Raw genomic sequence first — 13,755 nt, 5'->3', positions numbered from 1 at the left:
AAAAATGGATTGTACCGAAGGAAGCGAAACAGATGCACGAGATCATTCACAACGCATTCATTGACAGCGCCCAGTTGAAAAAGGAGTTTGCCGAAAAATATGAATTAACCATCGATACCGTCGCCGATCTCATCGCGCAGTCCTTTACCCGGGGCAATAAACTGCTGCTCTTCGGTAACGGCGGCAGCGCCGCCGATTCCCAACATATCGCCGCCGAGTTCGTCAACAGATTCAAGATCGAGCGGCCGCCGCTTCCCGCGATCGCATTGACGACCGACACATCGATTCTCACCAGTATCAGTAATGACTATGATTTTGCGGACGTCTTCTCAAAGCAGATAAAGGCCTTGGGGATCAAGGGGGATGTCGCCGTGGCCATCAGCACCAGCGGCAATTCTCCCAATATCATCAGGGGAATCGAGGCGTGTCACGCCCTGGGGGTCACCTCCGTGCTTTTATCCGGGGGCAGCGGCGGGAAGGCGTTGAGCATGTGTGATTATGAGTTCATCGTGCCCTCGAACGACACTCCCCGTATCCAGGAGGTGCATATCATCCTGGGACATGTGTTGTGCGAGCTGGTGGATTTCAAACTGTTTCAAAGCGCCGCGACATGAAAAAAATGCCCATCGATCCCCTGGATCCTTCAGGGATACGGACATACGAAGCGAAGAGCAGATCCAGCAAGGTCTCGTCGATGGACCTCGCGAAACCGCCCAAAATCGGCATGACCGTCTCGGAGTTTTTCGATCGCCTTCCGAATATTCTGGCGGCCGGGGACCTGAAATCGGTGATCGACGCCGTCGTCCGTGCGGTGCGGAATAAAAGGCCGGTGATGTTCTCCATGGGGGCTCATCCCATCAAGGTGGGCATGGGACCGTTGATCGTGGACCTGATGGAGCGGGGCGTGGTGAGCCATGTGGCCCTCAACGGCGCCGGGATCATTCATGATTTCGAGCTGGCCTATATAGGATCGACATCGGAGGACGTGGCCGAGGCCCTTGATGACGGGAGCTTCGGCATGGCCCGGGATACGGCGGATATCCTTAACGGGGCCATTGCCAGGGGCGCCGCAGAGAATGATCAGAAAATGGGATTGGGGCGATCGGTCGGTGAGATGATCGAAAAAGAAGAAATGCCGTATCGCGCAAGCAGCATTTTGGCGGCCGGTGCGCGCCTCGGCATTCCGGTGACCGTTCACGTCGCCTTAGGCACGGATATTATTCACATGCACCCCTCGGCAAACGGGGCGGACATCGGCACGACATCGATGCGGGACTTCTATCTCTTTTCGGCATCCGTGGCAGGGCTTTCGGGCGGAGTCTATTTTAATATCGGATCGGCGGTGATCATGCCCGAGGTCTTCCTGAAAGCCGTCGCCCTGGCCCGAAACCTGGGTCACCCCGTAGAGGATTTTTTCGCCGTCAATATGGATTTCATGCAGCAGTACCGGCCGCATACCAATGTGGTAACCCGGCCGACGATGAAATCCGGTCGGGGTGTGAATCTGATCGGGCATCATGAAATCATGATTCCACTTCTGTGCGCCGGAGTCGTCGACGGACTGACGTGACGGAATGGGCGTCGTTGATGCGGTGCGGTGTGGTCGTCAGGGAGGACCCGTGCCGTGTGCGGGGTAACAGACTGAGGATGAGAGACGATGGACGAAAAAGCGGATCGCACCCGCTCGAACGGGAGTGATGTTCCGACCGATGATCGGAAAAAATCGGGACGCTCGGCGTGCCTGATGGGATGCATGATATTTTTCGGCGTCATCGTGCTCATCTGTGCCGGGGGTGTGTTTTCCTTATACCTGATCGGGAAGGGATCGATGGAAGCGGTTACTGAGTTCGAGGAACGTATTGTGACCGAATATCCGCAAGGGTACGAGCCCGGGGTGCTGACAAAATCCTTTTCACAGCTCATATCCGGAGTATTGACCTGCCGGATTACACCGGAGGAATTTCTCGCAATATACTACAGATTCTTTCTCTCGATGCTCGATGGCGCCTTGACCCCGAGCGAATTACAGGGTATAGTGATGTATATAGAGGAGGCGAGTGCCGGAGAGTTGGAACCATGACATTCGGATGATTTGTATGAAAAAGGGCAAAAAGACACGAGTGCTCATTATTGATGATGAGAAGTTCTTTCGGGATGTGCTGGGGAAGGAATTTTCCGAATCGGGATTTGAGGTGTTCACCGCGGAAGACGGCGGCGTGGGATTCGATGTATATCAGGATGTGAGGCCGGATGTTGTTATTGTCGATAAGGTAATGCCGAACGTGGGCGGGACCCGTTTTTTGAAAATGGCCCATGATCTTGATTGGAGCAAGGATGTCATCTTCGTCACCGTCAGCTCGATGATCAAGGAACCGCCCCACGAGCATAATCGGGACGTGCTGGGCTCGAGGGTTCACATACCGAAATTCACAAAGCCTGTGGATATTGTGATCCTTGTGGAGCAGTTGATTACCCGAAAGGCCAGTTCCTGATTCAATGATTTTTTTGTCCATGTACACGCCGCCGATCGTACCGGCGGCTTTTTATATGACGATACAACGTGTAGAGAACGCATGAATCTGCTGTCGATATCACTGAAGGTCTTTGGAAAGTACTGCCTGGTCGTGGGCGGGGGTGCCGTGGGTACCAGGAAGGTATCCGCGCTTCTTAACGCCGGCGCACGGGTGACGGTTGTATCCAAGGAGTTTTCTCCGAGACTGGAAGAGCTGGATCGTCACGGCGAGGTGATGTTGATACGGAAAGATTTCGAGCCAGAGGTTTTGGATGACGCCTTTCTGTGTATCGCCGCCGTGAACGATCGGGAGACGAGCATACGGATCATGGAGGCGTGTCGCAGTCGGGGAGTCCTGGTGAACGTGGCGGACGTACCGGACATGTGCGATTTCTACTTCCCGGCGGTGGTCAACCGCGGCGATCTCAGCATAGCGATATCCACCGGCGGCGTATCCCCCGCGACGGCGCGCCGTATCCGCCAGGACCTGGAGGACCAATACGGCCCCGAGTACGCGGGAGTGCTCAGGGTAATGGGAAGCATCCGGGAATCCCTCCGGGAGTCCGGGATCACGGGCGATCGATTGGCAGAGATCATGGGGAAGATCGCGTCCCTCCCCCTGGCCCGGATCATCGCGGAGGGAAGTCTGCGGGATGTTCCACGGATTATCAACGAGTTCTTCGAAGAGGAGGGGGTCATCCATCGCATCGATGAGGACTTCGATGAAATCGAAGACTTGAACGGTCGGAAGGTGGAAATATTCGTGGTGGGGATGAGCCACAAGACGGCACCGGTTGAAGTGCGGGAGCGCATGGAACTGCGTCTTGATCTCATCAAGGATTTCCTCGTGGGACTCAAGGAGTTTGCCGAGATAACCGAGTGCGTGGTTCTGTCCACCTGCAACCGGGTGGAAATCCTGGGGTGCGCCTTCGATGTGGATCGTGCGGTGGAATCGTCGATTTCGTATCTCGGGCGGTTTCACGGCAAGGATCCCCAGGGGATGCGGAAGTTCTCCTATATTCATCGGGGCGCGGAGGCGATAGCCCACATATTCCAGGTGGCCTCGGCCCTCGATTCCATGGTGGTGGGAGAGCCGCAGATCCTGGGCCAGGTGAAGGATTCGTATCGATCGGCGACGACGGCGGAGACCACAGGACTGATTCTCAACCGCCTGATGCACCGGGCATTTTTTACGGCAAAGCGGGTGAAAAATGAGACCGCCATCTCATCCCGTCCGGTGTCCGTCAGCTCGGCGGCGGTATGGGTCGCCGAGGAGGTCCTAGGAAATCTCGATGGATCCCGGATCCTGGTGATCGGAGCGGGGGAGATGAGCGAGGATACGCTCCAGCATCTGTGCGGCAGGTGTCCAAAGGATGCCGTGATCGTCAACCGGACCTTCAAAACGGCCCGGGATCTGGCGGAACGCTTTTCCCGCATCGGCGCCCGGGCGCTCCCCTGGGAAGAGATGGAGTCCGCCCTGGTCGAGGCGGATGTGGTCGTCGCCTCCACCGGGTCACAGGAACCGGTGATCACGGACAGGATGCTGCATCGGGTTATGGAAGGGCGGGCTCAGCGCCCCATCGTGCTCATTGATATCGCCGTTCCCAGAGATGTTGCACCCTCAGTGTCCGATATACCGGGAGTGAGTCTGTATAATATGGATGATCTGGAAGACGTGGTGTCTCGAAACATCGCTCTACGCGCCGAGGACGCCGATCGGGCACGCGCCATCGTAGAGGAAGAGACCGCCAAGTTCTCCGAATGGCTCAAGAGTCTGGATATGGTGGGGACCATCATCTCCCTCAGGGAAAAGCTGATGCGTATCGGCAAAGACGAGATGGAAAAACTCATCGTTTCCTGGGGAGGACTGGATGAGAATAAGCGTGAAAAGCTGGAGCACATGACCACATCTATTATCAAAAAGATTCTCCACGATCCGACCGTGTACCTGAAGCGGGAGCCCTGGCTGGGGAGTGAAATGACCATCAACGTCGTCAAGGGGCTTCTGGGGCTGGCGGACGAGGAATATGATGAAGATCAAAATTGGGACGAGGCGTAGCCCCCTGGCGATGGTCCAGACCCGCCTGGTGGCCGCTCTCCTCGCGGAAGCCGTTGACGGTGTCGAGACGGAGCTCGTTCCGATGAATACCCGGGGCGACCGCAGCGATCGCATCGCCCTGTGGAAAATAGGGGGAAAGGGATTGTTCGTCCAGGAGCTGGAGCAGGCTCTTGCCTCGGGAGCGATCGACATCGCGGTTCACAGCATGAAGGACCTTCCCGCCGATACCAACGAGGCGTTTTCACTGGGGGCCGTGCCTGTGCGTGAGGACCCCCGGGACACCCTGATTTTCTCAAGAAGGATACAGTCGATTCGTGATCTCCCACAGGGGGCCGTCGTCGGGACGTCCAGCCTCAGAAGAAAGGCCCAGCTCCTCTCCCAAAGGCCCGATCTGGTGGTAACGCCGCTTCGGGGGAACGTGGGCACCAGGATGGAAAAAGTAGAAAAGGGTGAGTGCGACGCCACGCTGCTGGCGGCCGCCGGCATGAGGCGGCTGGGGATTGATCCAGATGCGTATTGCCTGCTTGCCGGTGAGGATTTTATCCCCGCCGCGGGGCAGGGCGCATTGGCTGTGGAGGTGCGGCGGGGCGATGAGGGGCTGGTCGATGTGCTGGACCACCGACAGAGCCGGATAACGGCGCTTTCCGAGCGGGCGTTCGTGACGGCCCTGGGGGCCGACTGCCGCTCGGCGGTGGGCGCATATGCACGGATTGAAGACGGAACGCTGACAATCACCGGGATGGTATCGGCGCCGAACGGTTCGCGGATCATCAGGGAGGAAGAATCCGGCCATCCCGATCATTTCGAGGATATCGGTAAAAAACTCGCCGAAACCTGTCTTGGGCAGGGAGCCGATACGCTCCTTTCCATGCACCCGGAGGGATGACATCGAATGATGACGCATAAGAAAAGACCCCCCGGCACGGTCTATCTGGTGGGGGCGGGTCCCGGCGATCCTGGGCTGTTGACCCTCAGAGGGGCGGAGTGCCTCGGTCGGGCGGACGTGGTGGTATACGACAACCTGGTCGATCCCGACATCCTGTCCCACGCCCCGGATAAAGCGGAGATGCTTTTCGCCGGGAAAGAGGGGGGACACCACTACATGACCCAGGACGACATCAACCGGCTCCTGGTGGAGAAGGCAAGACAGGCGGATGTCGTGGTGCGGCTGAAGGGGGGGGATCCATTCATCTTCGGCCGGGGTGGAGAGGAGGCGTTAGTCCTCGCCCGAGAGGGGATTCCCTTCGAGGTGGTCCCCGGAGTTACCGCGGCCGCGGCGGTTCCCGCCTATGCGGGGATCCCGGTGACCCACCGGGGCCTGGCGTCACAGGTGGCGTTCATCACCGGTCATGAGGATCCCACAAAGTCGGAAGAAGGGGTGGATTGGGAGTACCTCTCCGGTTTTTCCGGCACGCTGGTTGTCCTGATGGGCGTCAAGCGCCTGAAGGAAAACACGGCCCGGCTGATGGCGGGGGGATTGTCCCCGGAGACGCCTGCGGCGGTTATCTCCCGGGGGGCGACGCCCAGGCAATCCGGGGTCTTCGGCACCCTGGGGACCATCAGCGACCTGGTGGAAAAGCACGGCGTCACGGCGCCCGCGGTGCTCGTGGTGGGGGAGGTTGCGTCCTTACGGGAGCATCTCGCGTGGTACGATCGGCTGCCGCTGTTCGGAAAAAAGATTGTGGTGACCCGGGCGAGCCATCAGGCGGGGGAGCTGTGCGGAATGCTCCGGCGGCTGGGGGCGGAACCACTGGAGCTGCCGTCGATCGAGATCGCACCGCCGGAGGACATGAAAAGGGCAAAAAAGACCGTCGCCGAGATAGGCGGCTACGATTGTGTGGTTTTTACCAGTCCCAATGGCGTTCGGGCGTTCTTTTCGATCCTGGATGAGCTGGGAAAGGACACACGGGCCCTCGGTCGGGCCGTGGTGGCGGCGATGGGGCCGGGGACGAAGGTCGCCTTGGAAGATCACGGAATCGTGCCGGATGTGGTGCCGGATGAATTCATCGCCGAGGCTCTGGCAGATGCGATCATCGATTACGTGCCCGGCGGCGTGAAGGGGAAGCGGATACTCCTCTTTCGCGCACAAGTTGCCCGGCCGGTCCTCCCGGAGCGTCTAAAGGCGGAAGACGCTGATGTGGACGATGTGGCGGCGTATCGGGCCGTACGCCCCGAGGTCTCCCGAGAGGAGATCGCACGTACCCTGGATGGTGCGGATTTATTGACCTTCGCAAGCGGCTCTACCGCCGTGAACCTGGGGGAGATGTTTCGCATCAATACCATATGGGACGATGGATCGGTCGTCGTCCCGGAGGCCGTCTCCATCGGCCCGGTGACGACCGACAAGGCGCAAAGAGCGGGATTTCACGTGGCGGCGGAGGCCGCGGAATATACAATACCGGGCCTGGTTCAGGCGATCATACATCACGTTACAGGCGAATCATGATAGGAATTTCAAAGTTGTATATGGGTGCCGTGGAGGAGTCGGATGTGCTGCGATACGGGTGTCGTTCCGATCAGCTCCCGTCCCATCTCCTGCAGTTCTCCGAGGATAAGAAGCCGGTGGTGGTCTTCAACTGCACCCGTCGGTGCAATCTGAAGTGCGTCCACTGCTACAGCGACTCCGAGAATATCGATTACACCGACGAGCTTTCCACCGACGAGGCGATGGGGGTCATAGACGACCTGGTGAAATTCGGGGCGCCGGTGATTCTCTTCTCCGGGGGCGAGCCGTTGATGCGCCCGGACCTTGATGAGCTGATCGCCCACGCCAAGAACCGCGGGATGCGGGCGGTCATCTCCACCAACGGCACCCTCATCACCGAAAAGCGCGCCCGGCGGCTCGGCGAGTTGGGGCTCTCATACGTCGGGGTGAGTCTGGACGGATTGGAAGAGACCCACGATACCTTCAGGCGGGTTCCCGGTGCGTTCAAAAACGCCCTTTCCGGCATCAGGAACAGCATGGCGGCGGGCATCAAGGTGGGCCTCCGGCTGACCATCAACCGGGCGAACCGGGCGGAGATCCCCGGCATATTCCGTCTCCTCGAGGACGAGGGCGTCCCCCGAATATGTTTCTATCACCTCGTGGTGACCGGCAGGGGGACGGACCTCTTTGATGCGCTCTTGACCCATGAGGAGACGAGGGATGTCCTCGATACCATCATCGACGAGACCAAGAAGCTCTTCGATCGGGGGCGGGAGCCGGAAGTCCTGACGGTGGACAACCACGCCGACGGGCCGTATCTCTATCTCCGGCTGCTTCGGGAAGACCCGGAGAGGGCGGACGAGGTCTTCAGGCTCCTCATGCGAAACCAGGGCAACTCCTCAGGCGTGGGCATCGGCTGCATCAGCTGGGACGGCACGGTCTATGCCGACCAGTTCTGGCGAAACCACCCCCTGGGGAGCGTCCGGGAGCGCCCCTTCTCGGCCATCTGGACGGATCCCAACCATCCCCTTCTGAGCCGCCTCAGGGATAAAAAACAGTTCGTTACCGGGAGATGCGCCTCATGCCGGTGGCTGGATATCTGCGCCGGGAACTTCCGGGCCCGGGCGGAGGCCATGACCGGCGATGTCTGGGCGTCCGATCCCGCCTGTTACCTCACCGATGAAGAGATTGCACAGCCCGCCTGAGGAAAACATGACGGATACCCCCTCCATATCGTCTCCGGGCGGCTCCTTTGATGTGATAATCGTGGGGGCCGGCCATGCCGGGTGCGAGGCGGCCCTCGCCGCCGCACGCATGGGATGCGCCGCACTGCTGGTCACAAACAACGTCGACAACATCGGCCAGATGTCCTGTAACCCGGCCGTCGGCGGGCTTGCCAAGGGGCAGCTCGTCAAGGAGATAGACGCCCTGGGGGGAGAGATGGGGCTGGCCATCGATTTTGCCGGCATCCAGTTTCGCACCCTCAACACCACGAAGGGCCCGGCGGTCCAGTCTTCCCGGGCCCAGGCGGACCGAGTCGCCTACCGGGCGTACATGAAGTGGCAAATCGAGGGCACGCCGAATCTCTCTCTGACTCAGGAGATGGTAAAAGAATTGATCATCGACGGCGGCCGGGTGCGCGGGGTCAGAACGGAGTACGGAAACGAGTATCACGCCCGGGCCGTGGTCATAGCCACCGGAACCTTCATGGAGGGCCTCGCCCGCATCGGGGAGATGACCTTTCCGGCGGGGCGGATGGGGGACCCACCGTCCATCGGTCTGTCCCGGTCGTTGGAATCGGCGGGGATCGAAATCGGTCGGTTCTCCACCGCCACCACGCCCAGGCTGGACGGGCGGACCATCGACTGGGCGAAAACCGAGATGCAGCCGCTCCAGGAAAAGGTCACCCCCTTCTCATTTCGAAGCCCCCCCATTGATCGGCCCCAGGTCCCCTGTTATATCACGTACACAGATCAACGGACCCACGACGTCATACGGCGGGTGATGGATACAAAAGTCGTCAGCGACGTCTACCACGCCCGTAAGGGCCCCCGCTACTGCCCCTCCATCGAGGAGAAGGTGCTCTTTTTTCCCGAGAAGGATCGGCACCAGATATTTCTCGAGCCGGAGGGATACACCACATCAGAGGTGTATGCCAACGGCATCTTCACCACCCTGGGGATCGAGGCCCAGCGGGAGATCATCCGTCACATTCCCGGGTTGGAGGAGGCGCGGATGATACGTCCGGCCTACGCGATCCGGTACGATATGGTGCAGCCCACCCAGCTTCGGGTCACCCTGGAGACAAAAAAGGTCACAGGCCTGTTTCTGGCCGGACAGATCAATGGCACCTCCGGGTACGAGGAGGCGGCGGCCCAGGGGATCATCGCGGGTATCAACGCGGCGCTCACCGTCCAGAAGAGGGACCCGGTGGTGATCTCCCGATCCCAGGGGTACATCGGCGTGATGATCGACGACCTGGTCACCCGGGGCGTGGTCGAGCCGTACCGCATGTTCACCTCCCGGGCCGAGTATCGCCTGAGCCTCAGGGAGGGAAACGCCGTCTTTCGGTTGACACCCCTGGGAAGGGAGATCGGCCTCATCGACGACGACGCATGGAAGATCTTTGAGGAGAAGCGGCGGGCGTATGAGCGGTGCCTGGAGCTGTTTCAGGTGAAGATGTCCCCGTCGACTAAGGTACTTGATTTATTTCATTCCCTGGGATTGAACGACCTGAAGAAACAATCGACCCTGGGAGAGGTGCTGCGCCGGCCCGAGGTGGACGTGGATATGCTGATGAACATCGCCCGGGGAGCGGTGTCCGAGACGGCCCGGAATCTGGAATCGATTCCCCCCTCCGCCCTGGCCGAGGCGGCCGTCGAAATCAAGTACGAGGGGTATCTCAGGCGGCAGGACGAGCAGATCCATCGGTTTAAAAAGATGGAGGGGGTGAAGATCCCGGAGGATTTTCGCTATGACGGGCTCGCCGGTCTTTCCAGTGAGGTCGTGGAAATTCTGGAGCGGATTCGCCCGGAGACGGTGGGCCAGGCCTCCCGCACGCCGGGGATTACGCCGGCGGCGGTATCGATCCTCTTGGTGCATCTCAAAAAAAGGGGTGCGGCGTAAGGGCGATCATTTTCAACTTCCCATACCGGGCGGCGCTCGGTACAGGGACGATAGGCATATAAAAAATGTAAAAAAGCCCCTGGAGTTTCCTCCAGGGGCTTTTTGGGTGTACATCCTGACAGCAGAGTTCTTAGAACTCGTACTCCAGGGTGTTTACGATGGACCAGATTTCGCCCCAGTCGCCGCGGGTTCCGTCGGCCTTCTCGTAATCCCAGGAATCGCCGGTGAACAGTACGCCGCCGGCCAGACTATAGGTCAGACCTTCCATGATCTCGTAAGAAACAGACAGGTCGATTTCCCATCCCAGATCGTTGGACACTTCCCAGGAATTGTAGGTGTAGTTGCCTGAATACCAGGCGACCGGATGCGGATACCCAGGGCTATCCGGCGCAAACAGAGCCGCTCTCGTGGCGTTGTTTTGGCCGATATCCTCGGTCCACTTGGCCCAGATTACCGCGCCGGAAACCGTCAGCTTATCCATCGGGCATACTTCGAAGTACCCCTTGATGGCCGTGATGTTTTCCAGGTTGTTGGCGGACCAGGGATCACCCCAGATAGATTGGTTGCCACCGGCGGAGCCTGCGATGATTCGTCCGAACTCAAAGGCATCCACACTGATGAAGTTCATGTTCACATGTTCCCAGGAAACATCATTCCAGTCATGCTCCTGACCGCTTCCCATTATGAAAGCGGCACCGACTCTGAACAGGTCGTTGTAGTAGGACACGTCAGCATAGATGTTCCAACCGGAGATGTCCAGACTTCTGGGAGCCGCATTGGGTCCAAGGGCCGCAGCATAGGGATCGGCTACGAGGCCGCCTCGATACCAGTGAGAATCAGCGCTCCCTATGATCCAGGAAGCCTCAGCGGCGATGTCGATCATATCCATGATATTGCCGGTGTAGGCAACGCCCACGAAGCCGACAACGGCATCGTAATAGCCGGGATTGTTGAAACCAGCGGCGGTCCATGTGGCGGAGTTACCCAGAACTCCCCACACACCACCATCGCCGGAAGCATCATCATCCCACAGAACACCGCCGAAGACCTCAAGCAGATGTCCTTCGATGGGGGATATGCCCAGATTCATGGCCACAAGATCGGCGTCCCAGTTGTAGGCCTCGTCGGCGGAACCGGCTGTCACGTTGTCGGCAACCTTGAAGTAGGACAGAGACACGGCTACGGGGCCCCAGGCGTTGGCCCAACGGGCGCCGTCCCAGCCGTCATTGCTGAAGACGGTTCCGTATCCATACGATTCGGGGAATCGCCCTACGGTGAAGGTTCCTACCGGAGGAACGGTGAACTCAAGATACGCATGATCAATGTAGTCGGCGTTGCTGTCGTTAATCCGAAGCGCGCTGCCCGTTCCCCAGGTATCCTCGGCGATGTCGATGCGGACAACCGCCTTCAGATATTCGCTCCGGGTGTGGGTGATGGTCAGGCGAAAACGCTGATCGATGAACCCGGTGTACAGGCCGTCCTCATGGCTTGGAACCACTCCAAAATCTTCGACTTCCTTGTCGAAGTTCCACTCGGTCCAGGCCCGTACCCGGTAGGCACCGGAAAAAGTTGTCTCTGCAGCAAAGGATGTGGCGACGACGCCGATACTCACAATTACTGCAAGAAGTGCCACTGTGAATTTCTTCATATTGAACTCCTCAATCCAATTAACAGATACACTCAATCCGTTTCTCGTCATGGGTGTATTTGTAACGGATAAAAGAAACAGAGTCAAGGAAAAAAGTTAGGCAAATCTAAAAAAATTAGGAGTGACTAATTATAATAATCTTATACAGTGGAAAAATCATCCGGGTGCGGCATAGCGACGATCGTTTTGGTATCACGATGCCACCTTTTCCGGCAGAAGATATGAAGAGAGATCCTGCAGCAGAAAGCCCCTGGAGTTTTGTCCGGGGGCTTTCTGGAGGGATATCAATACCGCGAAGTTTTTTAGAACTCGTACTGCAGGGTGTTCACGATGGACCAGACTTCCCACCAGTCGCCCCGGGTGCCGTCGGCCTTCTCGTAATCCCAGGAATCGCCGGTAGAGAGCACCGCTCCCTCGAAAGTGTAGGTCAGGCCCTCCATGATCTCATAGGAGAGGGCCAGGTTGATTTCCCATCCCAGATCGTCGGACACCTCCCAGGACTGATACCCGTAATTGCCGTAGGTCCATGCGGGATGCAGGTACGCGGGACACTTGGACCGGAAAGCGGCCTCCCGTGAGAGAGAATTCCAGCCGATTTTCTCCGTCCACTGTGCCCAGATGACAGCAACGGAGATCGTCAGCGTGTCGGTCGGGCGTATTGTGACATATCCCTTGGCGACGGTGATGTTTTCGAGACTGTTGTTAGCGTAGAGATGCGGCCACCACACGGAGGCGCCACCGTCGTTACGGCCGCCGGTGATGATGTGGGCGAATGAGAAGTCACCGTCGGGGGTGATGCAATTCATATTGACATGTTCCCATGAGCTCGCGTTGTTCCACCGGTGTTTCCGGCCGCTGCCCATGGCGAATGACACACCGATCGTGAACAGGTCGGTGCAGCGGGAAAGGTCCACAAAGACGTTCCAGCCGGAAATATCCAGACTTGTACGGGCGTTGTTCGCGGGCATGCCGGTGTTGTGGGGATTACCGCCGCCCTTGAGGAAATGCGTGACGGCCTCACCGAACAGCCAGGACGCCTCGACGTTGAGGGAGATCATATCATCGAAGTTTCCTCTATAATTGACCCCCGCAAAGCCGACCCACACATATGAAGGGAGGAGCATGATGAATGACGTCGAGCGGACACTGTTATATCTGCCGTGAATGTGTTACCATATAAAAAACGATATCAAACCTGAACGGAGAGACGACAATGAGTCAGATTGATTCATTTTCCGGCTTTTTTGATGAAACACTTTCTTTTTACCGGGAACTGAAGGGACACAATAAAAAAGAGTGGTTCGAGGATCACAAAAAGGAGTTCGAGCGCTTCGTGATGGAGCCGGGCCGGGCCTTTGTGGTGGATATGGGGAAAAGGCTCCGGGAGATCGCCCCGGGTATTATCGCCGATCCGAGGGTGAATCGGTCGCTCTTCCGGATCAATCGTGATACGCGCTTTTCGAAGGACAAGACACCGTACAAGACACACCTCGCCCTCTGGTTCTGGGAGGGGGCCGGAAAGCGCATGGAGTGCTCCGGGTTCTATTTTCACCTGGAGCCGGATCTGCTGATGCTCGGGGCGGGGATCTATATGTTCGAAAAACCGGCGCTGGAGGAGTATCGCCGATCGGTGGTGCACCCGGTGTACGGCCCCAATCTGGATGATGCCATCGAGGCGCTGGGGGGAGGGGTGCAGGGGAATGGCGGGTGCGGCCTCTATCCGGGGGCGCGGTACAAGCGGGTGCCCCGGGGCTATGATCCGGACCATGAACGGGCGGAGCTTCTCCTCAACAAGGGGCTCACAGCGGGGGACGACGGACCGATCCCATCGGAGCTCTTTACTCCCGTGCTTCTTGATTACTGCATGGCAAGATACGAGAAGATGCTGCCGTTGCATCGCTGGCTGGTGGAGATGACCGGGCGCTTGTAGACACATTGGACTGCACTAATGAGCAGTCGAGTATGACGAACAGCGGCGGCCGGGC

Annotated in this window: 12 protein-coding genes; 10 read left to right on the top strand and 2 right to left on the bottom strand. The window is 58.5% G+C overall.

The window, feature by feature from the left end:
* The first annotated feature begins 32 nt into the window (after positions 1-32).
* From JW885_14025 to mnmG, 9 genes are all read left to right on the top strand, one after another.
* Positions 33-614, top strand: a complete 582-nt coding sequence (locus JW885_14025) for a D-sedoheptulose 7-phosphate isomerase (protein MBN1883281.1) — start codon at positions 33-35, stop codon at positions 612-614.
* A gap of 5 nt (positions 615-619) precedes the next feature.
* A complete protein-coding gene (locus JW885_14020) occupies positions 620-1,570 on the top strand; it encodes a hypothetical protein (GenBank protein ID MBN1883280.1) in 951 nt (316 codons plus the stop codon).
* Between the two features lie 87 nt (positions 1,571-1,657).
* Complete coding sequence (locus JW885_14015; protein ID MBN1883279.1) at positions 1,658-2,080, top strand: hypothetical protein; 423 nt, start codon at positions 1,658-1,660, stop codon at positions 2,078-2,080.
* Positions 2,081-2,096: 16 nt separating this feature from the next.
* The gene (locus JW885_14010; protein MBN1883278.1) at positions 2,097-2,492 is read left to right on the top strand and encodes a response regulator; all 396 of its coding nucleotides are present in this window, start codon (positions 2,097-2,099) and stop codon (positions 2,490-2,492) included.
* 81 nt (positions 2,493-2,573) lie between these two features.
* Positions 2,574-4,571, top strand: coding sequence for a glutamyl-tRNA reductase (locus JW885_14005; GenBank protein MBN1883277.1), 1,998 nt, complete (start codon positions 2,574-2,576; stop codon positions 4,569-4,571).
* Positions 4,543-5,457, top strand: coding sequence for a hydroxymethylbilane synthase (gene hemC, locus JW885_14000; protein ID MBN1883276.1), 915 nt, complete (start codon positions 4,543-4,545; stop codon positions 5,455-5,457). The genes JW885_14005 and hemC overlap by 29 nt, the downstream gene beginning before the upstream one ends.
* A 9-nt stretch (positions 5,458-5,466) precedes the next feature.
* Entirely contained in the window at positions 5,467-7,017 is a 1,551-nt protein-coding gene (cobA, locus tag JW885_13995) for a uroporphyrinogen-III C-methyltransferase (GenBank protein ID MBN1883275.1), read from the top strand.
* Positions 7,014-8,201: a 12,18-didecarboxysiroheme deacetylase gene (gene ahbC / locus JW885_13990; GenBank protein ID MBN1883274.1), complete on the top strand. Its 1,188-nt coding sequence runs from the start codon at positions 7,014-7,016 to the stop codon at positions 8,199-8,201. Before cobA ends, ahbC begins: the two co-directional genes overlap by 4 nt.
* Before the next feature lie 7 nt (positions 8,202-8,208).
* Positions 8,209-10,122, top strand: a complete 1,914-nt coding sequence (gene mnmG / locus JW885_13985; protein ID MBN1883273.1) for a tRNA uridine-5-carboxymethylaminomethyl(34) synthesis enzyme MnmG — start codon at positions 8,209-8,211, stop codon at positions 10,120-10,122.
* A gap of 130 nt (positions 10,123-10,252) precedes the next feature.
* Here mnmG and JW885_13980 read toward each other — a convergent pair whose 3' ends face one another.
* Positions 10,253-11,770, bottom strand: coding sequence for a hypothetical protein (locus tag JW885_13980; GenBank protein MBN1883272.1), 1,518 nt, complete (start codon positions 11,768-11,770; stop codon positions 10,253-10,255).
* A 302-nt stretch (positions 11,771-12,072) separates the two neighbouring features.
* Positions 12,073-12,828, bottom strand: coding sequence for a hypothetical protein (locus tag JW885_13975; GenBank protein MBN1883271.1), 756 nt, complete (start codon positions 12,826-12,828; stop codon positions 12,073-12,075).
* Between the two features lie 155 nt (positions 12,829-12,983).
* Between JW885_13975 and JW885_13970 the strand changes: the two genes are divergently transcribed.
* Positions 12,984-13,700, top strand: a complete 717-nt coding sequence (locus JW885_13970) for a DUF2461 domain-containing protein (protein MBN1883270.1) — start codon at positions 12,984-12,986, stop codon at positions 13,698-13,700.
* The last annotated feature ends 55 nt before the right edge of the window (positions 13,701-13,755 follow it).

The organism is Candidatus Zymogenaceae bacterium, assembly GCA_016931225.1.
In the GTDB taxonomy this organism is placed as follows: domain Bacteria; phylum Desulfobacterota; class Zymogenia; order Zymogenales; family Zymogenaceae; genus JAFGFE01.
The sequence above is the reverse complement of the archived record's forward strand: the minus strand, read 5'-3'. Positions and strand labels throughout refer to the sequence as shown.

Bases quoted from the DNA above. Each gene is read 5' to 3' on its own strand.
- JW885_13975 (MBN1883271.1), bottom strand. From the start codon at position 12,828: ATGATCTCCCTCAACGTCGAGGCGTCCTGGCTGTTCGGTGAGGCCGTC.
- hemC (MBN1883276.1), top strand. From the start codon at position 4,543: ATGAAGATCAAAATTGGGACGAGGCGTAGCCCCCTGGCGATGGTCCAG.
- ahbC (MBN1883274.1), top strand. From the start codon at position 7,014: ATGATAGGAATTTCAAAGTTGTATATGGGTGCCGTGGAGGAGTCGGAT.
- cobA (MBN1883275.1), top strand. From the start codon at position 5,467: ATGACGCATAAGAAAAGACCCCCCGGCACGGTCTATCTGGTGGGGGCG.
- JW885_14025 (MBN1883281.1), top strand. From the start codon at position 33: ATGCACGAGATCATTCACAACGCATTCATTGACAGCGCCCAGTTGAAA.
- JW885_14020 (MBN1883280.1), top strand. From the start codon at position 620: ATGCCCATCGATCCCCTGGATCCTTCAGGGATACGGACATACGAAGCG.
- JW885_14015 (MBN1883279.1), top strand. From the start codon at position 1,658: ATGGACGAAAAAGCGGATCGCACCCGCTCGAACGGGAGTGATGTTCCG.
- JW885_14005 (MBN1883277.1), top strand. From the start codon at position 2,574: ATGAATCTGCTGTCGATATCACTGAAGGTCTTTGGAAAGTACTGCCTG.
- JW885_14010 (MBN1883278.1), top strand. From the start codon at position 2,097: ATGAAAAAGGGCAAAAAGACACGAGTGCTCATTATTGATGATGAGAAG.
- mnmG (MBN1883273.1), top strand. From the start codon at position 8,209: ATGACGGATACCCCCTCCATATCGTCTCCGGGCGGCTCCTTTGATGTG.
- JW885_13980 (MBN1883272.1), bottom strand. From the start codon at position 11,770: ATGAAGAAATTCACAGTGGCACTTCTTGCAGTAATTGTGAGTATCGGC.
- JW885_13970 (MBN1883270.1), top strand. From the start codon at position 12,984: ATGAGTCAGATTGATTCATTTTCCGGCTTTTTTGATGAAACACTTTCT.